The organism is Micromonospora parathelypteridis, from assembly GCF_014201145.1.
Lineage (GTDB): Bacteria > Actinomycetota > Actinomycetes > Mycobacteriales > Micromonosporaceae > Micromonospora > Micromonospora parathelypteridis.
Genome location: NZ_JACHDP010000001.1, coordinates 3,975,861 through 4,002,159, shown reverse-complemented (window position 1 = coordinate 4,002,159; position 26,299 = coordinate 3,975,861). Strand labels below are relative to the sequence as shown.

22 protein-coding genes are annotated in these 26,299 nt (G+C 72.5%); 14 read left to right on the top strand and 8 right to left on the bottom strand.

The genetic code is table 11. The annotated features are described in order from the left end of the window. Window positions 1-51: 51 nt before the first annotated feature. The 3 genes from HNR20_RS18095 to HNR20_RS18085 all read right to left on the bottom strand — a co-directional run bounded on the left by HNR20_RS18095 (window position 52) and on the right by HNR20_RS18085 (window position 2,508). Entirely contained in the window at window positions 52-786 is a 735-nt protein-coding gene (locus HNR20_RS18095; protein WP_184181382.1) for an SCO6745 family protein, read from the bottom strand. Window positions 787-887: 101 nt separating this feature from the next. Then, window positions 888-1,871: a hypothetical protein gene (locus HNR20_RS18090; protein ID WP_184181380.1), complete on the bottom strand. Its 984-nt coding sequence runs from the start codon at window positions 1,869-1,871 to the stop codon at window positions 888-890. A gap of 4 nt (window positions 1,872-1,875) precedes the next feature. Next, on the bottom strand, window positions 1,876-2,508 hold the full coding sequence (locus HNR20_RS18085) for an MBL fold metallo-hydrolase (RefSeq protein ID WP_184181378.1): 633 nt from the start codon (window positions 2,506-2,508) through the stop codon (window positions 1,876-1,878). Between the two features lie 93 nt (window positions 2,509-2,601). Between HNR20_RS18085 and HNR20_RS18080 the strand changes: the two genes are divergently transcribed. Next, the gene (locus tag HNR20_RS18080) at window positions 2,602-3,627 is read left to right on the top strand and encodes a DUF4349 domain-containing protein (RefSeq protein WP_184181376.1); all 1,026 of its coding nucleotides are present in this window, start codon (window positions 2,602-2,604) and stop codon (window positions 3,625-3,627) included. Here HNR20_RS18080 and HNR20_RS18075 read toward each other — a convergent pair. Both HNR20_RS18075 and HNR20_RS18070 read right to left on the bottom strand, forming a co-directional pair. Further along, complete coding sequence (locus HNR20_RS18075) at window positions 3,584-4,843, bottom strand: amidohydrolase (RefSeq protein WP_184181374.1); 1,260 nt, start codon at window positions 4,841-4,843, stop codon at window positions 3,584-3,586. The genes HNR20_RS18080 and HNR20_RS18075 overlap by 44 nt on opposite strands. Window positions 4,844-5,289: 446 nt before the next feature. Continuing rightward, window positions 5,290-6,873 (bottom strand): acyl-CoA mutase large subunit family protein, encoded by a 1,584-nt coding sequence (locus HNR20_RS18070; protein ID WP_184181372.1) that lies wholly within the window; start codon window positions 6,871-6,873, stop codon window positions 5,290-5,292. Window positions 6,874-7,079: 206 nt separating this feature from the next. On the opposite strand from HNR20_RS18070, the gene HNR20_RS18065 reads away from it, so the two are divergent. Next, window positions 7,080-9,140 (top strand): serine/threonine-protein kinase, encoded by a 2,061-nt coding sequence (locus tag HNR20_RS18065; protein ID WP_184181370.1) that lies wholly within the window; start codon window positions 7,080-7,082, stop codon window positions 9,138-9,140. 48 nt (window positions 9,141-9,188) lie between these two features. Then, on the top strand, window positions 9,189-10,868 hold the full coding sequence (locus HNR20_RS18060; RefSeq protein WP_184181368.1) for a phospho-sugar mutase: 1,680 nt from the start codon (window positions 9,189-9,191) through the stop codon (window positions 10,866-10,868). 41 nt (window positions 10,869-10,909) lie between these two features. Here HNR20_RS18060 and HNR20_RS18055 read toward each other — a convergent pair whose 3' ends face one another. Next, window positions 10,910-11,587 (bottom strand): GOLPH3/VPS74 family protein, encoded by a 678-nt coding sequence (locus tag HNR20_RS18055; RefSeq protein WP_184181366.1) that lies wholly within the window; start codon window positions 11,585-11,587, stop codon window positions 10,910-10,912. Window positions 11,588-11,661: 74 nt separating this feature from the next. Continuing rightward, the gene (gene upp / locus HNR20_RS18050) at window positions 11,662-12,294 is read right to left on the bottom strand and encodes a uracil phosphoribosyltransferase (RefSeq protein ID WP_184181364.1); all 633 of its coding nucleotides are present in this window, start codon (window positions 12,292-12,294) and stop codon (window positions 11,662-11,664) included. Between the two features lie 135 nt (window positions 12,295-12,429). On the opposite strand from upp, the gene deoC reads away from it, so the two are divergent. The 10 genes from deoC to HNR20_RS18000 all read left to right on the top strand — a co-directional run bounded on the left by deoC (window position 12,430) and on the right by HNR20_RS18000 (window position 24,825). Then, a complete protein-coding gene (deoC, locus tag HNR20_RS18045) occupies window positions 12,430-13,389 on the top strand; it encodes a deoxyribose-phosphate aldolase (protein WP_184181362.1) in 960 nt (319 codons plus the stop codon). Window positions 13,390-13,395: 6 nt separating this feature from the next. Further along, window positions 13,396-14,826 (top strand): aldehyde dehydrogenase family protein, encoded by a 1,431-nt coding sequence (locus HNR20_RS18040; protein WP_184181360.1) that lies wholly within the window; start codon window positions 13,396-13,398, stop codon window positions 14,824-14,826. Then, window positions 14,819-15,643: an aldehyde dehydrogenase family protein gene (locus HNR20_RS18035; protein WP_184181358.1), complete on the top strand. Its 825-nt coding sequence runs from the start codon at window positions 14,819-14,821 to the stop codon at window positions 15,641-15,643. The genes HNR20_RS18040 and HNR20_RS18035 overlap by 8 nt, the downstream gene beginning before the upstream one ends. 924 nt (window positions 15,644-16,567) lie before the next feature. Further along, window positions 16,568-17,065 (top strand): BlaI/MecI/CopY family transcriptional regulator, encoded by a 498-nt coding sequence (locus HNR20_RS18030; RefSeq protein ID WP_184181355.1) that lies wholly within the window; start codon window positions 16,568-16,570, stop codon window positions 17,063-17,065. Window positions 17,066-17,075: 10 nt separating this feature from the next. Beyond that, the gene (locus HNR20_RS18025) at window positions 17,076-17,981 is read left to right on the top strand and encodes a M56 family metallopeptidase (RefSeq protein ID WP_184181354.1); all 906 of its coding nucleotides are present in this window, start codon (window positions 17,076-17,078) and stop codon (window positions 17,979-17,981) included. Between the two features lie 378 nt (window positions 17,982-18,359). Next, window positions 18,360-19,613 carry a cytochrome ubiquinol oxidase subunit I gene (locus HNR20_RS18020; RefSeq protein WP_184181352.1) on the top strand — a complete coding sequence of 418 codons (1,254 nt, stop codon included), beginning with the start codon at window positions 18,360-18,362 and terminating at the stop codon, window positions 19,611-19,613. An 18-nt stretch (window positions 19,614-19,631) separates the two neighbouring features. Continuing rightward, window positions 19,632-20,639, top strand: coding sequence for a cytochrome d ubiquinol oxidase subunit II (locus tag HNR20_RS18015; protein ID WP_184181350.1), 1,008 nt, complete (start codon window positions 19,632-19,634; stop codon window positions 20,637-20,639). Beyond that, window positions 20,636-22,312 carry a thiol reductant ABC exporter subunit CydD gene (gene cydD, locus HNR20_RS18010; protein ID WP_184181348.1) on the top strand — a complete coding sequence of 559 codons (1,677 nt, stop codon included), beginning with the start codon at window positions 20,636-20,638 and terminating at the stop codon, window positions 22,310-22,312. Before HNR20_RS18015 ends, cydD begins: the two co-directional genes overlap by 4 nt. Further along, complete coding sequence (cydC, locus tag HNR20_RS18005) at window positions 22,309-24,081, top strand: thiol reductant ABC exporter subunit CydC (protein ID WP_184181346.1); 1,773 nt, start codon at window positions 22,309-22,311, stop codon at window positions 24,079-24,081. The genes cydD and cydC overlap by 4 nt, the downstream gene beginning before the upstream one ends. Before the next feature lie 69 nt (window positions 24,082-24,150). Further along, entirely contained in the window at window positions 24,151-24,825 is a 675-nt protein-coding gene (locus HNR20_RS18000) for a permease prefix domain 1-containing protein (protein ID WP_184181344.1), read from the top strand. Window positions 24,826-24,848: 23 nt separating this feature from the next. Here HNR20_RS18000 and HNR20_RS17995 read toward each other — a convergent pair whose 3' ends face one another. After that, window positions 24,849-25,190, bottom strand: coding sequence for a PadR family transcriptional regulator (locus tag HNR20_RS17995; protein ID WP_184181341.1), 342 nt, complete (start codon window positions 25,188-25,190; stop codon window positions 24,849-24,851). Between the two features lie 160 nt (window positions 25,191-25,350). Here HNR20_RS17995 and HNR20_RS17990 point away from each other — a divergent pair, with 160 nt between their 5' ends. Next, a complete protein-coding gene (locus tag HNR20_RS17990) occupies window positions 25,351-26,289 on the top strand; it encodes a SatS C-terminal domain-containing protein (protein ID WP_184181339.1) in 939 nt (312 codons plus the stop codon). Window positions 26,290-26,299: the final 10 nt, after the last annotated feature.

Genomic DNA, 26,299 nt, shown 5'->3' with positions numbered 1-26,299 from the left:
GGGCTCGTCGGCCGCCGCCCATTTTCGAGGGGGCAGCGGGCGGGCGGTGGCTCAGGCGAGGTCGGCCCGGGTGCGGTGCAGCAGCTCCACCAGCTCGGCGCCGCCAGCGGGGCCGAGGGCCGTGAACGCTGGCGCGACGAGACGGTTGGTCACCGCCTCCGCCCACAGCCGCCGACGCACCAACGGCCCGATCGGCGGGTACGGCGGTGACCAGCCACAGGCCACCGCCCCGGCCTCCCCCTCCGGCCCGGCGAGCACAGCCTCCAACGGGGTCATCCCGGCGGCGCGCACCGCCAGCAGGTAGGCGCCGGTGAAGTGTTCGCGGAGCAGTCGCAGCCCGGCGGCGCTCCGGGCACCCGGGGAGAGATCCGGCAGCGGCACGGCCCGCCACGCGGCGAAGAGCGGCATCGCGCTGGCGTCCGCCGCCACCACCGCCCGCTCGACGAGTGCCGCCAGACGCTCGGTGGTGGGCAGGGCGTCGAGCTGCTGCGATCCCCATCGGCAGCACTCGGCGAGGCTGGCGGCGGCCACCTCGAACGGCGGGACGATCCGAGCTGCGGCGTCCCAACCGTCGGCGACCGCGTCCGGGGCGATGAAGCCGAGGGCGGCGGCGGCCGTCTCCGCCCGCACATCGCCGAGCGCGCCGGCCCGGCCACTGATGTAGAACGCCCAGCCGGAGATGCCGAGCAGCCGGGCCCGGCGCAGGGTGGTCGGATCCCGGCTGAACGCGTCGCCCAGGTCGAGCACGACGGGCTTGCTGGCGGCGGCGACCTGTTCCGGTGTCATCCGGGCGCCCTCCTCGGGCAACCCGACCCTTCGGCCACGACGCCCCGATCCAGGGTCACCCGCCGTGGACGGCCCGCACACTCGTCGTCGTCCATCGATGGTCAGTCTGCCGCGCCACCCCCCGCGTCCGCATCCCCCTCTTCGGCCGCCAGCGCCTCGACCGCCGCCTCGACCTCGCCCGCGCGACGCCGAGCCACGGTGACCGCACGCTCGGCGGCACGCCGAGCGAGCTTGGCTCGGCTGAGATCCTGCTCGGCGACCGCCCGCCGCCGCTCCAGCTCGGCCAGTTCGGCCTCGATCCCGTCGAGTACGGAGGCGCCGTCCCGCTCCTGCCCGGTCGCCTCGGTCAGCTCGGCCTCGGCGCGCTCCTGGTCGGCCTGGGCCTTGGTCAGCTCGCGGTCCAGGGCGCGGCGCTGCCGGGCTCGCTCGGCGCGGGCCGCCCGCTGCGCAGCCCGCTCGGCCTGTTCGGCGCGCTCCGCCGCCCGGTCGGTCCGGGGCGCGTCCTCCCGATGCCCTCGCTGGGCACCGGGCCGGCGGGCGGGACGTTCCTCCTCCGGCTCCTCGTCATCATCGGTGACCAGCCGTAGCTGTGGCCGGGGCACCTCACCGAAGCCGGCGTAGCTGGCCGCCCGGAGCAGGCGCCCCGCCCGCACCTGCTCGGCGACCTCGACGTCGGAGAACGCCGCGTTCAGGGTCGCCTCCACCTCGGCCAGGGGCAGCCGGCCGGCCGGTGGCGAGTCCGGCTCCGCCGCGGCGAGCTTGCGGATCTCGGCGACCAGGGCGCCGACCACCGCCCGGCGCTGCGCGGACAGCTCCCGCAGCCGGGGCCCGCGCAGCTCCCGCTGGGCGGCCCGCAGCGCGTCGGCGAGCTGAACCAGGTCGGTCACCAGCTCCGGGCGTCGAATGGCCAGCAGGTTCACCAGCCAGGCGGCCACCGTCGGGCGACGTAGCCGGGCCAACTGTCGGGCGGTGTTCTGGTCGCCGGCACGGCGGGCGTCGGCCACGGCGGCGTCCCGGGCGGCCACGAACCGGTCCGGTGGGATGCGGTAGAGCTGCTGCACCAGCTCCGCTGAGGGGCCGGGCATCGTGTCAGACGTCCACCCGGCTACCGGGCTCCAGCCGCTGGTATTCGGTGCCGGACAGCGCGGTGTACTGCCGGTCGAGCACGCCCAACCCGTTGTCGTTGAGCAGCGCGTCGTGCAGGGCGTACGCGCGCCGTGGCGCGACCGCGCGGATGAAGTCGACCACCTCGGAGAACTTCGACCAGGGGGCGTGGATCGGCGCGAAGAGCGTGTCGACGGGTGTCTCCTCGGGCACCACCAGGGCGTCACCGGGGTGGTAGACCACGTCGTTGATCAGATAACCGAGGTTGTCCACCACCGGGATGTCCGGGTGGATCACCGCGTGCCGCCCCCCGTACGCGCGGACGGCGACCCCGGCGGCGGTGAACGACTCACCGACCGTGACCGGGCTCAACATCTCGGCCGCGTCGCCCAGCGCCCCGGCGAGCGAGGCGGGCCCGTGGATCGGGAACGGCTGCCGGTCGAGCTGCAGGCGCAGCGCCGCCACGTCCAGGTGGTCGGGGTGTTCGTGAGTGATCAGCACTGCGTCCACACCGTCCAACGCCACCGTGGGGTCGCTGAACACCCCCGGGTCGACGACGAGCACTCCCCCGTCGTGTTCCACCCGGAGGCAGGAGTGGGCGTACTTGGTGAGCCGCATCGTGACTCCTCGATTATCGAATCGTGACGTCCTCAGCGCAGTCTGCCGGAACCAGCCGACGCGTGCGCCGCGTCCGAGCTATCGCCACACCGGATGACGACGATGGGAGCGGGGATGGACGGACAGGCGGTACGACGCCGCGGCACACTGCTGGCGGCGACGGCGCTGGCAGCGGCGCTGGTCCTCACGGGCTGCGCGGCCGGCGACAGCGGGTCGAAGGACACCGCGGGCACGGCGGCTGATGGCCCAGCGGCGGCGAACGGCGGCGGCGCGGACAAGGACAGCGTGATCGGGGCGCCCGAGGCCGCCGGCGCCGGAGCGCCCCAGGAGGACAAGGCCGGGGCGCCACAGGAGGGCGGTGCCGCGCCACCGGACCTGCGGATCGACCAGCGGGCGATCATCTACACCGGATCGATGCGGGTGCAGGTGGACGATGTGGACGCGACCGCCCGTGAGGTCACCGCCCTGGTCACTCGGGCCGGCGGCTTCGTCGGCGGCGACCAGCGGCGCAGTGCCCAGGCCGACGCGGTGGCGGAGTTGCAGCTGCGGGTGCCGGCCGCGAAGTTCACCGGCGTGGTGGACGAGATCGCGAAGCTCGGCCGTCAGCAGAGCCGGGAGATCAGCACCGAGGACGCCACGGAGGCGATCGTCGACCTGGACGCGCGCATCATCAGTCAGCGGGCCAGGGTGGAGAGTGCCCGCCAGCTACTGGCTCGCGCCACCTCGATCACCGACCTGGTGTCGTTGGAGAACGAACTGGGCCGCCGCGAGGCCGATCTGGCGTCGCTGGAAGCCAAGAAACGGCGACTGGCCGACCTGACCGCCCTCTCCACGATCACCGTGACGCTCGCGGGGCCGGCGGCGAAGGTCACCCCCGAGAAGGAGGAGAGCGGCTTCCTGGCCGGGCTGACCGGCAGTTGGAAAGCGTTCGTCGCCTCGTTGACCGTTCTGCTCACCGTGCTGGGGGCGCTGTTGCCGTGGCTGGTGGCATTCGGCGTACCGGTGGCGGTGTTGCTGCTGGTGCTGCGCCGGCGCCGCAAGGCCCCGGTCCTGGCGGCACCGGTCACCGCACCGGTCAGCGCACCGCCGCCAGTGCCCGCAGCGCGGTCTGCACCATGACGCGTACGCCAACGGGGATGGCCCGCTCGTCCACGTCGAAGCTTGCGCGGTGCAGGTCGACGTTGGGGCCGGAGCGACCAACACCGAGCCGGGCGAGGGCGCCGGGTACATACTCCAGATACCAGGAGAAGTCCTCGCCGCCCATGCTCTGCGGCGTCTCGGCGATCCCTTCCGGGCCGAGCGCCGCGGCGGTGGCGGCGGTCAGCACCTGGATGGCCCGGGAGTCGTTGCACACCGGCGGCCGGCCGCGCAGGTATTCCAGGTCGACCGTGGCGCCGGTCGGCGCGATCACGTCCCGCACCACCTGAGCGACGATCTTGGGAGCCTGCTCCCACGTGTCGCGATCCATCACCCGCAGGGTGCCGGAGGCGCTCGCCTCCGAGGGGATGACGTTGTAGCGGGTGCCGGCCGAGGCGTGGCCGAAGACCAGCAGCAGGCCGCTGTTGGCCGGCACCCGGCGGCTGACCAGCGCGGGCACCTCGGTGACCAGCCGGCCGAGCGCGTCGACCAGGTCGACGGTCAGGTGCGGCCGGGCGGTGTGCCCGCCCGGTCCGGAGAGCCGGACGGTGACGTTGTCGGCGGCCGCGGTGATCGGGCCGACCCGCAGGCCGACCTGACCCACCGGCAGGTTCGGGTCGCAGTGCAGCGCGAAGATCTGTACCACGTCGTCCAGGCCGCCGGCCTCGATGACCTCGAGCGAGCCGCAGGGCAGGATCTCCTCGGCCGGCTGGAAGATGAGCCGGACCCGTCCGTCCAGCTCGCCCAGGTCGGCGAGCTGGGCGAGCAGCATGCCGACGCCGAGCAGGATCGAGGTGTGCACGTCGTGCCCGCAGGCGTGGCAGACGCCCTCCACGGTCGACCGGTAGGGCACGTCCTTGGGGTCGTCGAGCGGCAGGGCGTCGATATCGGCGCGCAGCGCGACGACCGGGCCGTCCGGCCTGCCGTTGACGTCGCAGATCACACCGTTGCCCTTGGGGAGCAGCCGCGGGGTCAGCCCGGCCAGCGACAGCTCCCGGGCGATCAGCGCGGCCGTCTCGAACTCGTTGCCGGAGAGCTCAGGGTGCGAGTGGAGGTGACGGCGCGTAGCGATCAGCCCCGGTACCCGGAGCGCGAGGAGGTGATCCAACTCGCGGGGCAGAGGCTGGGACCCGGGGGGCGTCTCCGGCCAGGACGACGCCAGCTGGCCACCCGTGGGCAGCGTCAACGCACTCGTCACGTCGAATTCTCGATCACTAGAGATGGATGGATCATCGGGGACAGCAGACAGCCTAGACCTCCGACGGTGACGCTGCGCAACCTCGTTACGGTAATGATCGGACCGCGCAGCGTCACGAATGCCCTGCTGAGGGCGCTCGGAGATGTCTGGGACAGCAGGTAGATCGCGGTCGAACGCCGACATCCGCCCCTCACCTCCTACAACGCGTAACCGATCATGGCGGTCGCGAATCCCATCGGCACTCGCTGAACCCTGTTGCGAATTGTCGCATTAGTCGGGGTGGTGAACTGACACTCCGACAATAAGCCGACCACGCAGCGCAACGAGCCGGATAAGGACGCTCACATGCGTGCGCATGTGACGAGCGCACACGGTGTGCGTTCGCAATCACCCGAGGGGGTACCCGCCAGGACCGGTGGACACACCGCGTCCCCGGCCGGAGACGATCAGAAGCGGTCGGTCGGGCGGTACAGCCCCCACACCTCGCGCAGCGTCCCGCAGACCTCACCCACGGTGGCCCGGGCCCGCAGCGCCTCCTTCATCGGGTAGAGCACGTTGTCCGAGCCCTCGGCGGCGGCCCGCAGGTCGGCGAGCGCCCGCGTCACCGCGTCGGCGTCCCGCTCGGAGCGCAGCCGCGCCAGCCGGTCGGCCTGGGCCGCCTCGATCGTCGGGTCGACCCGCAGCGGCTCGTACGGGTCCTCCTCGTCGACGGTGAACCGGTTGAGCCCGACCACGACCCGCTCACCCGAGTCGATCTCCTGGGCGATCCGGTACGCGGACTGCTCGATCTCCCGCTTCTGGAACCCGGCCTCGATCGCGTCCACCGCCGAGCCGTGGTCGGCCACCCGTTCCATCAGCTCGACGGCGGCGGCTTCCATCTCGGCGGTCATCGCCTCCACCACGTACGAGCCGGCGAACGGGTCGACGGTGGCGGTCAGGTCCGTCTCGTACGCCAGCACCTGCTGGGTACGCAGCGCGAGCCGGGCGGCCTTCTCGGTGGGCAGCGCGATCGCCTCGTCGAAGCTGTTCGTGTGCAGCGACTGGGTGCCGCCGAGCACCGCGCCCAGCCCCTGCACCGCCACCCGGACCAGGTTGACCTCCGGCTGCTGCGCGGTGAGCTGCACACCGGCGGTCTGGGTGTGGAACCGCAGCATCATCGACTTCGGATCCTTGGCGCCGAAGTCGTCGCGCATCAGCCGGGCCCAGATCCGTCGGGCGGCGCGGAACTTCGCCACTTCCTCAAGCAGCGTGGTGCGGGCCACGAAGAAGAACGACAGCCGGGGCGCGAAGTCGTCCACCGCGAGCCCGGCGGCCAGCGCCGCCCGCACGTACTCCACGCCGTTGGCCAGGGTGAACGCGATCTCCTGCGCGGGCGTCGCGCCGGCCTCGGCCATGTGGTAGCCGGAGATGGAGATGGTGTTCCACTTCGGCACCTCCTTGCGGCAGTACGCGAACGTGTCCGCCACCAGGCGCAGCGACGGCTTCGGCGGGAAGATGTACGTCCCGCGGGCGATGTACTCCTTGAGGATGTCGTTCTGGATCGTGCCGTTGAGCGCCGAACCGGGCACTCCGTTCTCCTCGGCGACGAGTTGGTAGAGCAGCAGCAGCACCGAGCCGGGCGCGTTGATGGTCATCGAGGTGGAGACCTTGTCCAGCGGGATGTCGGCGAAGAGCAGCCGCATGTCCTCAATGGAGTCGATGGCGACGCCCACCTTGCCGACCTCGCCGTGCGCGATCGGCTCGTCGGAGTCGTAGCCCATCTGGGTCGGCAGGTCGAAGGCGACCGAGAGGCCCATCGTGCCAGCTCGCAGCAGCTGGTGGTACCGAGCGTTGGACTCGGTGGCGGTGCCGAAGCCGGCGTACTGGCGCATGGTCCACGGGCGCGAGGTGTACATCGTGGGGTAGACCCCCCGGGTGTACGGGAACTCGCCGGGGCTGCCCAGCCGGGTGTCCAGGTCCTCCGGAAGGTCGGCCTCCGTGTAGACGCCGTTGATCGGGAAGCCGGACTCGCTTGACCGCCGTTCGTTCATCCCCGGATGGTAGGACGCCTGACCACATCGCCGGGTGAGGGATACCGCACAGTGCGTCCTGACCGGTCGACACGAGGTGAACGACAGGGCACGTTCTGTCGCTTTCGATAAACGACCGTCGCGTCGGCTTTCGCATCGGGCGTCGGAACCAGCAAGATAGGGGGGTTGTGTCCCAGCCCCCCTCGATTTCCCCCGGTGGCTTTTCTGTGACTCAGATCCCGACGTGGAGCGGCGGACCAGTTAGTCCCGCCAACGGACGAGCAGCACCCGGCACCACCATTGGTGGCCGGTACTCGCTGCGGTCCTCGGTGGGCAACGGCGGCATGGGCACGGTGTGGCGCGCCACAGACACCCTGCTGCGCCGTGATGTGGCGGTGAAGGAGGTCGTCCTGCCTCCGGGGCTGGCCCCCAGCGACCGCGACGCCATGTACGAACGCACCCTGCGCGAGGCCCGCGCCGCCGCCGCCCTCCAGCACCCCGCCGTGGTGCAGGTGTACGACGTGGTCACCGAGGCTGGCCGCCCGTGGATCGTGATGGAGTTGCTGGACGCCCGCAGCCTCGCCGACATGGTGATCGAGGACGGGCCGGTCGCGCCCCGCGCCGTCGCCAAGATCGGCATTGCGCTGCTCGGCGCGTTGGAGGTCGCGCACGCGATCGGCGTGCTGCACCGCGACGTGAAGCCCGCCAACGTGCTGATCTGCTCGGACGGGCGCTGCGTGCTGACCGACTTCGGGGTGGCCCGGATGCCCACCGATGTGCAGCTCACCACCCCCGGCATGGTGCTCGGCTCGCCGCACTTCATCTCGCCCGAACGGGCCATGGGCCAGGAGTTCGGCCCGCCGAGCGACCTTTTCTCGCTGGGTGTGACGCTTTACACCGCGGTGGAGGGGCGGCCCCCGTTCGACAAGGGCGACCCGATCGAGACCATGCACGCCGTGGTCGAGGACCCGCCCGCCCCGCCACAGCGCAGCGGCCCGCTGACCCGCGTGCTGATGGGTCTGCTGGAGAAGGACCCGGCGCGCCGGCTGGACGTGCACACCTCCCGGGCCATGCTGCGCGAGCTGCTCGCCGGCGCGCTGGGCAGCACCGCGACCGCTGTGCACTCGGTCACCGACCCGTACGCCGTGGTGCCGGTGCAGCAGCGCCCGGTGCCCGTCCTTCCACCGCCCCAGCCGGAGCCGAAGCCGGACAACCAGATCGGCGGCCCGGCGATGCTGGCCCCGGGTGAGTCCCTGACCGACCGGCTGGCCGCGTTGCGCCGGGGCGAGCGCCCGCAGCCGCTCGGCACGGCCGGCGCCACCGGGCTCGACGAGACCAGCGCCGACGCGTTGGCCGGCCCGCTGCACACGCCCACCGGCGCGATGCCCGGCCCTGGCCAGTCGGCCATCGGTCGCACCTACGGCGGTAGCGCCGACGCCACCCAGCGGGTGGACGCCGGCGGGCACCCGGACGCCACCCAGCGGGTCAGCTACGGCAGCCCGGCCGACGCCACCCAGCAGGTCGGTTACGGCGGCGCACCGGAGGCCACCCAGCGCATCGGCGGCACCTACGGTGGCGGCAACCAGTGGTCGGTGCCGGGCACCGGCCAGCCCTGGGCCGCCTCGCCCGCCCCTTCCGGGGGCGGCGCTCTGGGCAAGGTCCGCAGCACCGGGGTCCAGCTCGTCGGCACCGTCAAGGGCTGGCCGCGCAAGGTGCAGCTCGCCGCGGCCGGAGGGTTGGCCGTCGTGCTGCTGCTCGGTGTGCTGGCGCTCTCCGGCGGGGACGACCCGCCGCCGACCAGCCCACAGGCACAGCCCGGTCCGTCCGCCTCGGCGGGCGCGGGCGTCGAGATGCAGGAACACGCCGCCCGCGGCATTCAGGTCATGGTGCCGAAGGGCTGGAAGAAGGCCACCGGCGGCTCCTACACCGACTACATCGACCCGGAGGACAGCGGCCGCAAGGTCCGCATCATCACCGAGAAGTGGTCCAGCAGCTCCACCCGGTGGGCAGAGACGGCGGAGAACGGCCTCAAGACCAGGAGCACCTCCTGCGTCAAGCCGTACGCGCAGGTCAGCGCCACCGAAACCGAGCTCGCCAGCAAGCCGGCCGCCGAATTCGAGTACACCTGCGGCGAGGGCGACGCCATGCGGCACGGCGTCTGGCGAGGTGTGGCGGAGGGCGGCAAGGCGTACTCGTTCTACCTCACCTCGACGGACACCAAGTTCGCGGAGAGCAAGCCGATCTTCGACGAGATGGTGCGGACGTTCCAGCTCACCGGGGAAGGCTGAGCCGGAGGGAACCCGCAGCGGTGATCCGCCGCCGTGCTATCAAGAGGCATGGCGGCGGACACCACTGACATCGACGACATTCGCGAGCAAGCCCAGCGTTGGCTGGCCGACGACCCCGACCCGGCCAGCCGGGACGAGCTGACGGCGGTGCTCGACGGGCTGCCGGCGAGCGCACCGGAGCTGGCCGACCGGTTCGCCGGCCCGCTGACCTTCGGCACCGCGGGCCTGCGCGGCCCGCTGCGCGCCGGCCCGAACGGAATGAATCTCGCCGTGGTCACCCAGGCCGCTGCCGGCCTGGTCGGCTGGCTCGCGGCCCAGGGCGGCACCGGTCCCCTGGTGATCGGGTACGACGCGCGGCACGGCTCCCGGCAGTTCGCCGAACGCACCGCCCAGGTGGCCACCGGCGCTGGCCGGCCGGCGCTGCTGCTGCCCCGCCCGCTGCCGACCCCGGTGTTGGCGTACGCGGTGCGGCACCTCGGCGGGGTCGCCGGGGTGATGGTCACGGCCAGCCACAACCCGCCGCAGGACAACGGCTACAAGGTCTACCTCGGTGCGGAGTTGGGCGGTGCGCTGGGCGCCGGCGCGCAGATCGTGCCGCCCGCCGACGCCGGTATCGAGGCGGCCATCCGATCGGTCGGGCCGCTGACCCAGGTGCCGCTGGGCGTACCCGGGCAGGTGCTCGGCGACGACCTGGTCGCCTCGTACGTGGAACGGGCCACCGCGGTGATCGATCCGGACGGGCCACGGGACCTGACGGTGGCGTACACACCGCTGCACGGGGTGGGCGCTGCGGTGCTCACCGCCGCCTTCGCCCGCGCTGGTTTCCCGGTCCCCGGCGTGGTGCCCGACCAGGCCGAGCCGGACCCGGCGTTCCCGACCGTGTCGTTTCCCAACCCGGAGGAGCCGGGGGCGGTGGATCGGCTGATCGCGCTGGCCGACTCCACCGGCGCTGACCTCGCCATCGCCAACGACCCGGACGCCGACCGGTGCGCGGTGGTCGTCCGCGACAGCGCCGGCGACGGCGGGCAGACCTGGCGGATGCTGCGCGGCGACGAGGTGGGCGTGCTGCTCGCCGACCACCTGATGCGCCGCGGGGTGACCGGGCTCTACGCCACCACCATCGTGTCGTCGTCACTGCTGCGGGCGATGTGCGCTGCCCGCGGCCTGGCCTACGACGAGACGTTGACCGGCTTCAAGTGGATCGTGCGGGCCGGTGGTGGAAGCGCGCCGTTGGTCTTCGGCTACGAGGAGGCGCTCGGCTACTGCGTCGCCCCGGAGCACGTCCGGGACAAGGACGGCATCACCGCCGCGCTTACCGTGGCCGAGTTGGCCGCCGGCCTCAAGACGCAGGGCCGCACGTTGATTGACCGGCTGGACGAGTTGGCCGCCGAGTTCGGTGTGCACCACACCGACCAGCTCTCCGCCCGGGTGGACGACCTGCGGGTGATCACCGACGCGATGGCCAGGATCCGGGCGGCCACCCCGACCACCCTGCTCGGGCAGTCGGTCGACAGCGTCCGGGACCTGCTACCCGAGTCGGACGTGGTGATCCTGCGGACCGCGAAGGCCCGGGTGGTGATCCGCCCGTCCGGGACCGAGCCGAAGCTCAAGGCGTACCTCGAGGTGGTGGAGCCGGTGCCCGACGGCGATGTCGCCGCCGCCCGCAACCGCGCGCAGACGGCGATCGCGCAGCTCCGCACCGAGATCGCGACCGCACTCGGCCTGTGACGTCGAGGAAGGGCCCCTTACCGAAGGGGCCCTTCCCGAGCTCAGCGGCGGGGGCCGAGGGCCTGGTCGACGGCCCTGCCCAACGCGGCGACGACCAGGCCAACCGAGGGACGGACCACCGAGTCGTCGGTGCTCACCTCGCCGGAGAAGCCCGCGCCGGTGGCGATCTCCTCCAGCCGGCGACGAGCGTCGGCGGCGGTCTCGCCGCTCACCCCGAGTGCGGACTCCATCCGCAGCACCACGACCAGGGTGGCCAGCGCGGCGGTCCGCTCGTCCGGGGCAGCCGCGCCGGTCAGCGCCTCGGCCAGCCGCTGCCGGGTCTCCGCCTCGATGGAGGTGTCCAGGACCGGGTAGCGGTGCACGTGGATGAAGCCCAGCTCAGTCTCGTCGACGTCGCGGATCACACCCTGGCTGCACAGGTCACCGAGAATGCGGTCACGCAGGCCGTGCCGCAGGCGCTGCACCCAGGAGGCCGGGGTGTGCGGGGTGTCGGCCGCGACCCGGCCCAGCACCTCGTCGGCGACCGGCTCGCCGGTGGGCGTCGGGTCGATCACCGTCAACGACCCGTTGGCGTACGCGACCCGGCCGGCCAGTGCCAGCTCGACCAGCACCGCGGCGGCCATGCCGAGGTCCAGGCTGATCCGCGGCATGGTCGCCTTGCCGGTCGTGTCGTCGTAGGCGAGGAGCAACAACTCGTCGGCAAGCGCAACACCAGTCATGGCCGGACACGGTAGCGGGTCCGCGCACCACCGCGCACGGACCCGCCCGACCCGGCACCGTCCGGGTAACGACCTCAGAAGCGGGGCATGCCACCGAACTGGCGGTCACCGGCGTCGCCGAGCCCGGGGACGATGAACATGCGCTCGTTGAGCCCCTCGTCGATCGAGGCCGTGACCAGGCGCAACGGCAGGCCGGAGCGTTCCAGTCGCTCGATGCCGACCGGCGCGGCGAGCACGCAGAGCACGGTGATGTCGGTGCAGCCACGGTCGGCCAGCAGCCGACAGCAGTGCTCCAGCGAGCCACCGGTGGCCAGCATCGGGTCCAGCACCAGCACCGGCAGCCCGGCCAGGTCCCGGGGCAGCGACTCCATGTACGCGCGCGGCTCGTAGGTCGCCTCGTCGCGGGCCAGACCCACGAAGCCCATCGAGGACTCCGGCAGCAGGCCGAGCGCGGCGTCCGCCATGCCCAGGCCGGCCCGCAGCACCGGCACCAGCAGCGGCGGGTTGGCCAGCCGGGTGCCCTCGGTGCCGGTGACCGGCGTCTGCACCGGGTACCGCTCGACGGGGAAGGTGCGCGCCGCCTCGTACACCAGCATGGTGGTCAGTTCGTGCAGCGCGGCCCGGAACGTCGAGGAATCGGTGCGCGCGTCCCGCATGGCGGTCAACCTGGACTGGGCCAGCGGGTGGTCAATGACGTGTACGTCCACGATCGCTCAACCTACCGGTCCGTCCGGCGTGGCGGTGCGGCTGCGCTCGGACCAGCGACGCCGCTCACGTCGGCGCGGCCCACCAGCCCATCGTGAGCAAGATCACTCGGCACTCCGGTGCGTAGACTTCGGGGCATGACGGCGACAACGACGTCGGCCCGGTCGGAGCTCTCCGAGCTGGGACGATCCGAGACCGCTCTGCGGACCTTCCTGCACGGCCTGCCGGGCGTGGACCAGGTCGGCGCGGAGCAGCGGGCGGCACAGCTCGGCACCCGATCCATCAAGACCACCGCCAAGGCCCAGGCGATCGACCTGGCGATCCGGATGGTCGACCTGACCACCCTGGAAGGCGCGGACACCCCGGGCAAGGTGCGCGCGCTCGCCGCGAAGGCGCTGCGCCCCGACCCGGCCGACCCGTCCTGCCCCCACGTCGGCGCGGTCTGCGTCTACCCGGCGATGGTCCCGTACGTCGCCGAGGTGCTGCGCAACTCCGGCGTGCACCTCGCCAGCGTGGCGACGGCCTTCCCGTCCGGCCAGGCACCGTTGGAGATCAAACTCGCCGACACCCGGGCCGCCGTCGCGGCCGGCGCCGACGAGATCGACATGGTGATCAACCGGGGCGCGTTCCTGGCCGGGCGGTACAAGGAGGTCTACGACGAGATCGTGGCCACCAAGGAAGCCTCCGGTGACGCCCACCTCAAGGTGATCCTCGAGACCGGCGAGCTGGCCACCTACGACAACGTCCGGCGGGCCTCCTGGCTGGCCATGCTGGCCGGCGGCGACTTCATCAAGACCTCCACCGGCAAGGTCCCGGTCGCGGCGACACTGCCGGTGACGCTGGTGATGCTGGAAGCGGTCCGCGACTTCCGCGAAGCGACCGGACGGCAGGTGGGCGTGAAGCCCGCCGGTGGCATCAAGACCACCAAGGACGCGATCAAGTACCTGGTGATGGTCAACGAGACCGTCGGGACGGACTGGCTCGACCCGGACTGGTTCCGCTTCGGCGCGTCCAGCCTGCTCAACGACCTGCTGATGCAGCGCACCAAGCTCACGACCGGCACCTACTCCGGTCCCGACTACTTCACCCTGGACTGATAGCCGATGTTCGAATACGCCCCCGCCCCCGAGTCCCGCTCGGTGGTGGACCTCAAACCCTCGTACGGGCTGTTCATCGACGGCGCGTTCGTCGACCCGACCGACGGTGACAGCTTCAAGTCGATCAACCCCGCCTCGGAGGAGGTGCTGGCCGAGATCGCCGAGGCCGGCGCGCCAGACGTGGAGCGCGCGGTGCGCGCCGCCCGGAAGGCGTACGACAAGGTCTGGGGTCCGATGCCCGGTCGGGACCGAGCGAAGTACCTGTACCGGATCGCCCGGCTGATCCAGGAACGCTCCCGCGAGCTGGCCGTCCTGGAGTCGCTGGACAACGGCAAGCCGATCAAGGAATCCCGCGACGTCGACCTGCCGCTCGTCGCCGCGCACTTCTTCTACTACGCGGGCTGGGCCGACAAGCTGGAGCACGCTGGGTTCGGCTCGAACCCACGGTCCATCGGCGTGGCCGCACAGGTCATCCCGTGGAACTTCCCGCTGCTGATGCTGGCCTGGAAGATCGCCCCCGCCCTCGCGGCGGGCAACACGGTGGTGCTGAAGCCGGCCGAGACCACCTCGCTGACCGCGCTGCTCTTCGCCGAGATCTGCCAGCAGGCCGACCTACCGCCCGGCGTGGTCAACATCGTCACCGGCGCCGGCGACACCGGCCGCGCGCTGGTCGAGCACCCCGGCGTGGACAAGGTCGCCTTCACCGGTTCCACCGACGTCGGCCGGGCCATCGCCCGGTCCGTCGCCGGCACCCGCAAGAAGCTGACCCTGGAGCTGGGCGGCAAGGCCGCCAACATCGTCTTCGACGACGCGCCCATCGACCAGGCCGTCGAGGGCATCGTCAACGGCATCTTCTTCAACCAGGGGCACGTCTGCTGCGCCGGCTCCCGGCTGCTGGTCCAGGAGAACGTGGCCGACCGCGTGCTGGAGTCGCTGAAGCGGCGGATGGCCCAGCTCCGCGTCGGCGACCCGCTGGACAAGAACACCGACGTCGGCGCCATCAACTCGGCCGCCCAACTGGAGCGGATCCGCGAGCTGTCCGACGCCGGCACCGCCGAAGGCGCCGAGCGCTGGTCGCCGCCATGCGAACTGCCCGAGCGGGGCTTCTGGTTCGCGCCGACCATCTTCACCGGCGTCACCCAGGCACACCGCATCGCCCGCGAGGAGATCTTCGGCCCGGTGCTGTCGGTGCTCACCTTCCGCACCCCGGCCGAGGCCGTCGAGAAGGCCAACAACACGCCGTACGGGCTGTCGGCGGGAATCTGGACCGACAAGGGATCCCGGATCCTGTGGATGGCCGACCGGCTGCGCGCCGGCGTCGTCTGGGCCAACACGTTCAACAAGTTCGACCCCACCTCGCCGTTCGGCGGCTACAAGGAGTCGGGCTACGGTCGCGAGGGCGGCCGGCACGGGCTGGAGGCGTACCTCAATGTCTGAGCGGGTCGCGGTACGCAAGACGTACAAGCTCTTCATCGGCGGGAAGTTCCCGCGCAGCGAGTCGGGACGGTCGTATCTCGTGCAGTCCTCGAATGTGTCACTGGCCTCCCGCAAGGACGCCCGGGACGCGGTGGTCGCCGCCCGCACAGCCGTCAAGGGCTGGGCCGGCGCGACCGCGTACAACCGGGGTCAGATCCTCTACCGGGCCGCCGAGATGCTGGAGGGCCGCCGCGAGCAGTTCGTCGCCCTGGGTGTGCCCGGCGACGAGGTGGACGCCGCAGTGGACCGCTGGGTCTGGTACGCCGGCTGGGCCGACAAACTCGCCCAGGTGTACGGCGGCGCCAACCCGGTCGCCGGCCCGTACTTCAACATCTCCGCGCCCGAGCCGACCGGCGTGATCGCGGTGGTCGCCCCGGAGCGCCCGGCGCTGCTCGGCCTGGTCAGCGTGATCGCCCCGGCGATCGTCACCGGCAACACGGTGGTGGTGGCGGCGTCGCCCTCGGAGCCACTGGCGGCGGTGACGCTGGCCGAGGTGCTGGCCACCTCCGACCTGCCCGGCGGGGTGGTCAACATCCTCACCGGCGCGATCACCGAAACCGCACCGGCGTTGGCCGCGCACATGGACGTCAACGCCATCGACCTGACCGGGGTGATCGACCCCGCGCTCGCCACCGACCTGGAGGTCAAGGCCGCGGAGAACCTCAAGCGGGTGCTCCGACCGGCCTCGGCCGACTACGACTGGTTCGCCGACCCGGGCCTGGGGCGGATGACCGCTCTGTTGGAGACGAAGACTGTGTGGCACCCGAAGGGGGTGTGATTCGGTTCTCGGCTTTGGTCTGTCCTGGGCTTGGGTTTTCCGGTGGAGCCTGACGTGGGCCTGGGTTTTCCGGGGGAGCCTGCCCACTCCGGGCGGTCAGGCTTGATCCCTGCGTGGGCAGGCTCCCCCGGAAAACCTGACGTGGGCCGGGTCCGCGTGGGTGTTCGATCTTGCTGGCCGGCGCCCTGGGTTGGGTCGCCGGTCAGCGGCGTTTCGGTGGGCCCTCACGCCATGCCGTGGCGCCGGTCCCGTGGCACCCGGTCCCCTGACGCCCGTGCCCGTGACGCCCGTGCCCGTGCCACCCAGACCCGTGACACCCGGTCCCCTGACCCAGTCCCATGACGTTCAGTCGCGTGACACCCGTGCCCGTGACGCCCAGATCCGTGACGTTCAGTCCCGTGACACCCGCGCCTGTGACGCCCGGCCCTGTGACGCCCGGCCCGTGACGCCTGGGACCTGCGGCGCCTGGGTGCGGGGCAAGATCGATCAGTCCCGTGACACCCGTGCCCGCGACGCCCGGCCCTGTGACGCCCGGCCCGTGACGCCTAAGACCTGCGGCGCCTGGGTGCGGGGCAAGATCGACACGACTTCGGCGATGTTGCTGCTTCTGGCGTGCCTGAGGCAGCAACATCGCCGATCTTGTGTGGATCTTGGCCGGCGCTGGGGCCGGGGGCAGTGATCATGGGCTTGGCAGGGGAATTGATCTCGCTGGGGTCGGTCAACTTCGTGATCGCCGCTGGACGGGGTGGGCGAGGTGGACCGGGGTGGGCGGCGTGGACCGCGGTGCGCGGCGTGGACCGGGTGGACGGCGTGGCGGGGTGCGCGGCGTGGACCGGGGTGGGCGGCGCGGCGGGGTGGGCTGGGTGGATCGGGGGTTGGTTGGCGGGGTGGGGCGGGGTCTACTACCGGGGGTAGGATTGGGGTGTGACTCGGTTGGGCGATCTTGAGCGTGCGGTGATGGACGTGTTGTGGGACGTGGTCCCCGGCACGTCGGATGGCGTGACCGTGCGCGAGGTGGCCGACGCGCTCGACGGCCGCGAGTTGGCGTACACCACGGTGATGACCGTGTTGGACCGGCTCGCCGGCAAGGGCATGGTGCAGCGCGAGCGGGAGGGTCGGGCCTGGCGGTACCGGCCAGCCGCCAGCCGCGAGGCGCACATCGCCCAACTCATGCTCGATGCCCTCGACCTGGGCGGCAGCCGGGACGCCGCGCTGGTGCGCTTCGCCCGCTCGGTCACCGGCACCGAGGCCGAGGTGCTGCGGGCGGCCCTGGGGAGCGAAGCCGGCCTGACCGGGCCGGACACCACCGCCGGTGGCACGGGCGCCGCCGGACCGGGTCGGGCCGAGTCGGGCGCCGAGTTGACCGACCGGGTGGACGGGCCGGCGGGCCGGCGACCTGCCGGCGAGGCAGCGGAGCGGTAGGACACGCGCCATGGCCTATGCCGTGCACTTCGCCGCCACCATGCTGGCCTGCTATCTGACGGCTCAGGTGCTGGCACGCTCCACCTGGACGTGGCAGAGCCCCCGGGTGGCGATCATCTGCTGGCAGGCCGTGGGGTTGGCTCTGGGCCTCTCCGCGATGGGTCTGCCGATGGCGCTCGGGCTGAGCACGTACGGCCTGCCAACCGGGAGCGCGCTGCTCGCCCTGGCCAACGACCTCGGCCATGGCCCCCTGCCGGTCGGGATCAGCACCTTCCACCTGGCCGGAGTCGGGGTGGGCTTCGGCATCGGCGCGGTGCTGGTCACCACGACCGTGCGCAGCATCCACGGCACCGTACGCGCCCAACGTCGGCACCGGGACCTGCTCTCCCTGGTCGCCCGGGACGACCCGGCCGCACCCGGCGCGCTGGTGTTGGATCATCCGAGCGCCGCCGCGTACTGCCTGCCGGGCGTGAAGCCGCAGGTGGTCGTCAGCGCCGGCACGTTGAGTCTGCTGGATCGGGCCGAGTTGGCCGCGGTGCTCAGCCACGAGCGCGCGCACGCCCACGAGCGGCACGACCTGGTGCTGCTGCCGTTCACCGCGCTGTGCCGCGCGTTGCCGTGGTTCGGCTGGGTCCGCGACGCGCACGAGCGGGTCGCCCTGCTGGTCGAGATGCGCGCCGACGACAAGGCCCGTGAGCTGCACGCGGATGCGCCGCTGGCGGGAGCACTGCGCCGGTTCGCCGCCGCTGGTCACCGGGTCACCCCGGCGGGCGCGCTGGGCATGGGCGACCGGGACCTTGACGTACGGGTGCAGCGTCTGCTGGTCAGCGACCGGCCGCCCCGGGTGCTCGGTGCCACCGCCCTCGCGGTCGCCACCATGCTTGTCGCTCTGCCGGTCACCCTCTTCCTGAGCTGACCTGACCTGCCGGCCCACACCGGCTCACCGCGGCCCACACCGCCACGCCCACCACGCCGCGCGCCCGTGCCCGCGCCCACGCCCGTGCCCACGCCCGTGCCCGTGCCCACGCTCCACGCCTGCGCCCACGCTCCACGCCTGCGCCCGCGCCCAACTCCAAGATCGCGCCCAACTCGAAGATCGCGCTCAATCCTGGATCCAGGGGCATCCCCAGGCCCGCGAGGCCACTACATCCAGGATCTAGCGCGATCTCCCCCAGGGCACAGCTACTACGTTACGTAGTAAAGTTTCCTACGACAGGGCGTAGTAGTCTGACATGTAGCCAAGCTACGTGTAGGGTGGCTACGACAAGGCAGCCAACGTTACGGAGGGCCGGCCATGGACACCCTGCTCCTCGCCCGCCTGCAGTTCGCCACCACCACCTCGATCCATTTCCTGTTCGTGGTCGTCACGCTCGGGCTGGTGACTCTGCTGGTCGGGATGCAGACCGCCTGGGTGCTCACCGGTAACCCGAAGTGGGAGCGGCTCACCCGATACTGGGGCCAGCTCTATGTGATCAACTACGTGCTCGGCATCGCCACCGGCATCGTGATGGAGTTCCAGTTCGGGCTGAACTGGAGTGGCCTGTCGCGCTACGTCGGCAACGTCTTCGGCGCACCGCTGGCCATCGAGACGCTTGTGGCGTTCTTCCTCGAGTCCACGTTCCTCGGGATGTGGATCTTCGGCTGGCACCGACTCCGCAAGGGTGTCCACCTCGCGTTGCTCTGGGGTGTGGCGATCACCGCGTACGCGTCGGCGTTCTGGATCATGGTGGCCAACTCCTGGCTGCAGAACCCGGTCGGTTACGAGGTACGCGACGGGATCGCCCACCTCACCGACTTCGGCGCGCTGCTCACCAACCCCAGTCTCGGCATGGCGTTCGGGCACGTGGTCTCGGCGGCGTTGCTGGTCGGCGGGATGGTGATGGCGGCGGTCAGCGCATGGCATCTGATCCGGCGTACCACCGACTTCGCGCTCTTCCGCACCTCGCTGCGGATCGGCGTGGTCACGTCGGCGCTGGCGATCACCATGGTGCAGGGCTTCGGCTTCGCCCAGTTCGGCCCGGTCGGCGGGGTGCAGCCGACCAAGTTCGGCGGCCAGAGCCCGGAGGCCCAGGCGCTGATCGCCGAGTGGACAGCCCGGTTCGGCCCCGGCGACTACACCCCACCGGTGCTGGCCAGCGTCGGGCTGGGCTTCATGATCCTGACCGGCTTCACGCTCGGCTGCGTCTGGCTGCTGCTGCCCCTGCTCTTCCGGGACTGGATCATCCGACTGCGCTTCCCGCTCTGGCTGGTCCTGCTGGCCCTGCCGCTGCCGTTCGTCGCGGTGATCCTCGGCTGGATCTCGCGGGAGGTCGGCCGCCAACCCTGGGTGGCGTACGGGCTGCTCCCCACCGAGCAGGCGGTGTCCCCGGTCGGCGCCCCCGTGATGCTCACCTCGCTGATCGGCTTCAGCCTGCTGCTGGGCACCCTCGCCGTCACCAACTGGGTGCTGCTCGCCCGGCACGCGGCGCGCGGCGCGGCCGACCCGCCGCTCGGCCGCCCTCCGGCGCCGCCCGGTGAGCCGGCCCACCCCGAACCCGCCCTCGTCTGAGGATCTGAGGAGAAGACCGTGGACCTCGCCTGGTACGCCCTGCTCGGCCTCTTCTTCGCCAGCTACCTGGTACTCGCCGGCTACGACTACGGCGTCGGGCTGCTGCTCGCGCGGGGCGGTGGCCCGGCCGAGCGGCGAGCGGCGCTCACCGCGCTCGGCCCGTTCTTCCTCGGCAACGAGGTCTGGCTGGTGGCCACCGTCGGCATCCTGTTCGGCGCGTTCCCGGTGTTAGAGGGTGAGTTGCTCGCCGGCGCCTATCCGGCCGTCGCCGGTGCCCTGGTCGGCGTCGTTCTGGTCACCGCCGGGGTGCAACTGCGCAGCCGGCCCACCGACGAGCGGGCCCGCGCCCGCTGGGACCGTGTCGTGATGATCGGCAGCGCCCTCGCCGCGCTGGGCTGGGGTGTGCTGCTCGCCGCGCTGCTGCAGGGCATGCCCCGCCAGACCGACGGGCACGTCGCCGGAGTGTCGCATCTGGTCACGCCCTTCGCGGCAGCCGTCGGGCTGGCCATGGTGGCCCTGGTCGCGGTGCACGGTGCGACCTTCCTCACTCTGCGACTGCCGAGGGCCGACGCCGCCGTGGTCGGCCGCACGGCCCGTCGGCTGGTGCCGGTGGCGCTCACCGCGGTCGCCCTGGCCACCGTCGTGGGCCTGCTCTCCAGCCGGGTACGCGACGCGGTCCAGCGGCCGGCTGTGGCCGTACTCCTGCCGGTGCTGCTCGTGGCGGCGCTGCTGGCGGCCCGTGCGGCGCTGGCGCGGCGGCGGCCGGGGTGGGCCCTGATCGCCACCGGCGCGGCCCTGGCGCTGCCGGTGGCGCTGGTCGGCGCGGCCCTCTGGCCCTACGTGCTGGTGTCCACGACCGATCCGGGCGCCTCGCTGACGGTGGCCGACGCGGCCGCAAGCGCACCGACACTGCGGCTGCTCGGCTGGGTGGCGCTGCCGCTGCTTCCGGCCCTACTAGGCTTCCAGGCGATGTGCTGGTGGGTTTTCCGAGGACGGACCGACGGTAGGGCACCGGTGTACTGGTGAACCGCCGTCCGTTCGACCCGCGTCTGCTGCGCCGGGTCCCCGCGGCCCGGCGCGATCTTGCCGTGCTCGCGCTGCTGGGCGTGCTCGCCGCCGGGTTGATCGTGGCGCAGGCCACCGCGCTCGCGGCGGTGCTGGCCACCGCCATCGACGGCCGACTGGACCGACCGGCGCTGGCCGGCTTCGTGGTCGCCGTCGCCGCCCGCTCCGCGCTGGTCTGGGCACAGGGCACCGTCTCGGCGCGGGTCGCCGCCACGGTCAAGGCCACGCTGCGGGCCGACCTGCTCGGCGCGGTGGGCCGACACGGCCCCGGCTGGGTGGCCGGGCAGCGAGCCGGTCAGCTCGCCACTCTGGCCGGGCGCGGGTTGGATGCGCTGGACGCGTACTTCACCGGATACCTCCCACAGCTGGTGCTCAGTGTGACGGTGCCGCTGGCGGTGCTGGCCCGGGTCGTCTTCGCCGACTGGAGCTCGGCGGTGATCATCGCGCTGACCCTGCCGCTGATCCCGGTCTTCGGGGCGCTGCTCGGCTGGCAGGCGCAGGCCGCCACCGAACGGCAGTGGCGGCGGCTCGCACTGCTCGGCGGCCACTTCCTGGACATGGTCGCCGGGCTGCCCACGCTGCGCGCGTTTGGGCGGGCCCGGGCGCAGACCGACGTGGTGCGCCGGATGGCCGACGGGCACCGGGTCGCCACCATGAAGACGCTGCGGATCGCGTTCCTCTCCGCGTTGGTGCTGGAGCTGGTCGCCACCCTCTCGGTGGCGCTGGTCGCGGTGCCGGTCGGTATCCGGTTGCTCGGCGGCGGGCTGGCCCTGCAGACCGCGCTGCTGGTGCTGCTACTCACCCCGGAGGCGTACCTGCCGCTGCGGTCCGCTGGCAGCCGCTTCCACGCCAGCATGGAGGGGCTCGCCGCGCTGGACGAGGCGCTGACCATCTCGGCCGCGCCACCGGCACCCCGGGCCGCCGAGGGCGCCGCCATCCCGGACGCGCGGCGCGAGATCCGGTTCGAGGGGGTGACCGTCGCGTACGAGCGGACCACCGCGCTGCGCGACGTGACCCTGACCATCCGGCCCGGCGAACGGATCGCCATCATCGGGCCCAGCGGCGCCGGCAAGAGCACCCTGCTCGGCCTGCTGCTCGGCTTCGTGACGCCGACCAGCGGGCGGATCACCGTGGATGGGATCGACCTCGCCACCGCCGACCCGGACGCCTGGCGCCGACAGCTCGCCTGGGTGCCGCAGCGGGCCCACCTCTTCGCCGCCTCGCTGGCCGACAACATCCGGCTCGGCGCACCGGACACCCGGCCCGACGCACTTGCCGCCGCGGTGCACGATGCCGCCCTGGACGACGTGGTGGTCGGCCTGCCGGACGGCCTGGACACCGTGCTCGGCGAACGCGGCCACGGGCTGTCCAGCGGGCAGCGGCAGCGGGTGGCGCTGGCTCGGGCATTCCTGCGGGCCGCACCGGTGGTGCTGCTCGACGAACCCACCGCCCGACTGGACACCGCCGCCGAGGCGGTGGTGCTCGACGCCACCCGCCGTCTGGTCGCCGGGCGGACCGCGCTGCTGGTCGCGCACCGACCGGCGTTGCTCGCCGACGCCGACCGGATCCTGCGCGTCGAGGACGGTCGGGTCACCGAACTGACGCCCGAGCCGACCGGAAAGGCGCCCCGATGAGCACGGCACACCGGCCAGGTCCGGCCGGGCGGGCCAGCGCCGAACGGACCGTGCTGCGGCTGGCCCGCCCGTACCTGGGCCGGCTGGTCGGTGCCGGGCTGCTCGCGGCCGCCACCGAGTTCGCCGGGCTGGCCCTGATGGCCACCGCCACCTGGCTGTTGATGAGCGCCGCCGGCCAGCCTCCACTGGACCGGCTCACCGTGGCGATCGTCGCGGTCCGGGCGCTGGCGATCAGCCGGGGCGTGTTGCGCTACTCCGAGCGGCTCGCCGGGCACGACGCGGTGCTCCGCATGATCACCGACATCCGGGCCCGGGTCTTCGCCACCCTCGCGGCCCGGCGCAGCGCCCCGCACCGCTCCGGGGACGTGCTGAGCCGGCTGGTCTCCGACGTCGAGGCGGTCCAGGACCTGCTGCTGCGGGTGCTGGTCCCGGGCTCGGCGGCGGCCCTGGTCGGCGTGCTGGCGGTCGGCGTGGCCGCGCTGATCTCGCTGCCGGCCGCCGGAGCGCTAGCCGTCGGGCTACTGGTCGCCGGTGTGGCGCTGCCCGCACTGGCCACCGCGGTCACCCGCCGCAGCGCGGCCGAGGTGGCCCCGCTGCGCGGCGCACTGGCCACCGACGCGATCGACCTCACCCACGGCGCTGCCGACCTGGCCGCGTTCGGCGCCACCGACGCCGCGCTGCGCTCCGCCGAGCAACGCGCCCGCCGGCTGGCCCGACTGGAACGTCGGCTGGCCGCCACCGGGTTCGCGGTGGACGCGGCCGGCGTGCTGACCGCCGGGTTGACCGCCGCGGCGGTGGTGTTGGCCGCGTTGGCCGCCGACGTGCCGGGGGTGCTGGTGGGCGTCCTGGCCGTCGGAGCCCTGGCGGCGGTCGAGGTGACACTGGCGCTGGTCGCGGCGGCCCGGCAGTTGACGCAACTGCGGCCCGGTCTGGCCCGGGTGGCCGCCCTGCTCGACGACGGCACGCCGACTCCGCAGCCCAAGGACGGTGTGACCGACCTGGCCGGCCCGCACGACCTGCGCTTCGCCGACGTGACCGTGCGGTACCGGGCCGGCTCGGCGCCCGCCCTGGACGGCGTCAGCCTGGACCTGCCGGCCGGGCGGAGGATCGCGGTCGTCGGCCCGAGCGGCGCCGGCAAGAGCACCCTGGCCGCCGTGCTGACCGGCACCGTTCGGCCCGTCTCCGGCCGGGTCACCCTGGACGGTCAGGACCTCTCGGCGTACGCCGAGGAGGCGCTGCCCCACGCGGTCGGCGGCCTACTGGCCGAGGCGTACGTCTTCCACGCCACCGTCCGGGAGAACCTGCTGCTCGGGCGGGCCGGGGCCGGCGAGGACGAGCTGACCGCCGCCACCTCCGCCGCCGGTCTGCTGGAGTGGGTACGCGCCCAGCCGGCGGGCTGGGACACACTGGTCGGCGAGGAGGGCGGGCAACTCTCCGGCGGCCAGCGGCAGCGGCTGGCGCTCGCCCGGGCCCTGCTCGCCGCCCCACCGGTGCTGGTGCTCGACGAGCCCACCGAGGGGCTGGACCCGACCGCCGCGGACGCGGTGCTCGCGTCCGCCCTCGCCGCCACCCCCGCCGACCACTCGGTGCTGTTGATCAGCCACCGGCTCAGCGGGCTGGCAGAGCTGGACGAGATCGTCGTCCTCGACGCCGGCCGGGTGATCCAGCGTGGTCGGCACGCCGAACTGGTCGCCGCCGACGGTTGGTACCGGGACCAGTGGCTGCTGCAGGCCGCCGCCGAACGCGGTTACCTGGCTCTCACCCCCTGACCGGCCTCCGGGGCGGACCAGGGGTTCTCCCCGACGTCGGGGCCTTGCGGTCCGTGGCAGGGTGGTGCCATGCCGCGCTGCGAAGACGTGTTGGTCGACGAACACCTGCGGGAGTTGAGCGCCCGGTTGCAGGGGCCGGCGCGACTCAAGTCCGACCTGCTGACCGAAGCCCGGCACGGGCTGTTGGACGCCGTCGAGGCGTACCGCGAGAGCGGTGTGCCGCCCACGGAGGCGCAGCGCCGGGCGGTGGTCGAGTTCGGCTCGCCGGCGCAGCTCCTCCCCTCCTGGCAGGCCGAGCTGGCGGTCGGCGCCCTGCGCGGGCTCTCGCTGCGGATGCTGGCGATCGCCGGCGTGGGGGTGGCTGCCGGCGACCTGACCTGGCGGGGGTCGAGCTGGAGTGACGGCCCACGACCCCCGGCCGGCTATGTGCTGCTCTCCAACTCGGTCGACTGGATCTGGGCCGGTTCGCTGCTGCTCGCGGTCGCCGGTCTGCTGGTCGTCGCGGCGAGCGCCCGTTCCACCCGGCCGGGCCTGGCCGTGGCGCAACGCGCGGTGGGCGCCGGCCTGACCGCCATGCTGGCGCTTGGCATGGTGGCCGGCTGCGCCCTGTTCACCTGGTCACTCAGTCTCTGGGACGCGGCGCTGCACTGGCCGCCAATGATCATCGGTGGGGTGCTGGTGGGCGGTGCCTTCTTCTCGCTGACCCGCGCGACGCGTGGCTGGCTGCTGGCCATCGCCCGCTGACCCGCGCTGCCGCCATTAGCGGGTCAGGCCGGGGTGGTGGGTGGGCTGTCGGGATCGAGGAACCGGCCCACGGTCAGCTGGAACTCGTGCCAACCGGCGCGCTCCCCGGCCAGCGCCCGCCGGCCGGAGTCGGTGAGCTCGTACGTCCGCCGTTCCCGGCCGTTGACCGTGCTCCAGGTGCTCGCCACGTACCCGGCGCGTTCCAGGCGACGTAGCGCCGGATAGATGGTGCCGGTGGGCAGATCGAGGCTGCCCTCACTGCGCGCCCGCAGCGACTCGATGATGGCGTAGCCGTGCAGCGCGCCCTGTTCGAGCACGGCGAGCAGCAGAGCGTCGAGATGGCCGTGCAACTCCTGGGCCTTCATGCGTAGCTACGCTACTTGTCGAGCGGCCGGTTCGCCACCGGCAGCCACCAGCAGGTCGAACCCGTGCGCCAAGCGGCCACCGGGGTGCGGGCATCGGTCACCCAGGGCCGCCGACTAGGGTATGTGCCCAGAGTCACTCGCCGGTCAGAGACCCCGGCGGGTGGGCAACCCGAAGCACACGGAGGTCAGCGTGGCCCGCCAGTCGCCCCAACGGCCCGACGCCGACGAGCCCGAGCTCGACGACACCACCGGCGCAGCCGAGCCAGATCAGGCGTCGGCCTCGGTCGACCGTTCACTCTGGGACGAGCTGCACATCGACCCGGTGGAGATCGCCCTGCCCGCCGGCACCGGCTTCACCCTGCGGGCGTACCGGCCCGCCAGCTCGCTGACGCCGACCGACGTGACCGAACGCGACCAGGACGACCCGTTCCTCGCCCGCCGTCAGGTCATCGAGGAGGAGGACGACGACGAGACCGTCGTCATCCTCGACGAGGAGTTGGCCGAGGAGTTCGCCGACAGCGACGAGGACGAGTCGACCCGCCGCCGCGCCGCAACCGCCGACACCGACGCTGACGACGAGGCGGACGAGGCCGTCGCCGACGAGGCGGACGACGAAGAGGTGCCGGTCTTCCTCAGCCACCGCGGCAAGCTGCTGCTGTTCAAGACCCCCGAGTCGCTTGTCAGTTTCATCCGGTCCGGTGCGCCCAACGATCTGTCCCAACTGGACAGCTGGAATGAATTGTCCGAACGGGTGGAGCCGGCAGATATCGCGCCGCTCGACGAGGACACCTACGAGCTCGACCTGGTCGTGGAGAACCTCCGCGGCGGCCACGACACGTGGGATTCGACCCTGCTGATCGAGGCCGGCGAGGTCGCACGTGACATCTCGTACGCATTGCGGCTGCCTGCGGTGCTCGACATGCTCTCCGCCGGCTCCAGCCTCGACGATCTGGACGAAGGGCTGCGTGCCACCGCCAACGGTGGGATCGGCGCTTTCATGGGTCGCCGACGGCTCAAGAAGATCGGGGCACAGACCGCGAGTTTGGGTTGGCGCACCATTGTCGGCAAGATCTCTGCGGTGGTGGACTGGCGCGACTGACCCGTACCGG

Excerpts from the sequence above, each read along its gene's own strand:
- HNR20_RS18070 (WP_184181372.1), bottom strand. The coding sequence starts at position 6,873 with ATGAACGAACGGCGGTCAAGCGAGTCCGGCTTCCCGATCAACGGCGTC.
- HNR20_RS17995 (WP_184181341.1), bottom strand. The coding sequence starts at position 25,190 with ATGAAGGCCCAGGAGTTGCACGGCCATCTCGACGCTCTGCTGCTCGCC.
- cydC (WP_184181346.1), top strand. The coding sequence starts at position 22,309 with ATGAGCACGGCACACCGGCCAGGTCCGGCCGGGCGGGCCAGCGCCGAA.
- HNR20_RS18085 (WP_184181378.1), bottom strand. The coding sequence starts at position 2,508 with ATGCGGCTCACCAAGTACGCCCACTCCTGCCTCCGGGTGGAACACGAC.
- HNR20_RS18040 (WP_184181360.1), top strand. The coding sequence starts at position 13,396 with ATGTTCGAATACGCCCCCGCCCCCGAGTCCCGCTCGGTGGTGGACCTC.
- HNR20_RS18095 (WP_184181382.1), bottom strand. The coding sequence starts at position 786 with ATGACACCGGAACAGGTCGCCGCCGCCAGCAAGCCCGTCGTGCTCGAC.
- HNR20_RS18000 (WP_184181344.1), top strand. The coding sequence starts at position 24,151 with ATGCCGCGCTGCGAAGACGTGTTGGTCGACGAACACCTGCGGGAGTTG.
- HNR20_RS18025 (WP_184181354.1), top strand. The coding sequence starts at position 17,076 with ATGGCCTATGCCGTGCACTTCGCCGCCACCATGCTGGCCTGCTATCTG.
- HNR20_RS18080 (WP_184181376.1), top strand. The coding sequence starts at position 2,602 with ATGACGACGATGGGAGCGGGGATGGACGGACAGGCGGTACGACGCCGC.
- HNR20_RS18035 (WP_184181358.1), top strand. The coding sequence starts at position 14,819 with ATGTCTGAGCGGGTCGCGGTACGCAAGACGTACAAGCTCTTCATCGGC.
- deoC (WP_184181362.1), top strand. The coding sequence starts at position 12,430 with ATGACGGCGACAACGACGTCGGCCCGGTCGGAGCTCTCCGAGCTGGGA.
- HNR20_RS18090 (WP_184181380.1), bottom strand. The coding sequence starts at position 1,871 with ATGCCCGGCCCCTCAGCGGAGCTGGTGCAGCAGCTCTACCGCATCCCA.
- HNR20_RS18055 (WP_184181366.1), bottom strand. The coding sequence starts at position 11,587 with ATGACTGGTGTTGCGCTTGCCGACGAGTTGTTGCTCCTCGCCTACGAC.
- HNR20_RS18020 (WP_184181352.1), top strand. The coding sequence starts at position 18,360 with ATGGACACCCTGCTCCTCGCCCGCCTGCAGTTCGCCACCACCACCTCG.
- HNR20_RS18060 (WP_184181368.1), top strand. The coding sequence starts at position 9,189 with ATGGCGGCGGACACCACTGACATCGACGACATTCGCGAGCAAGCCCAG.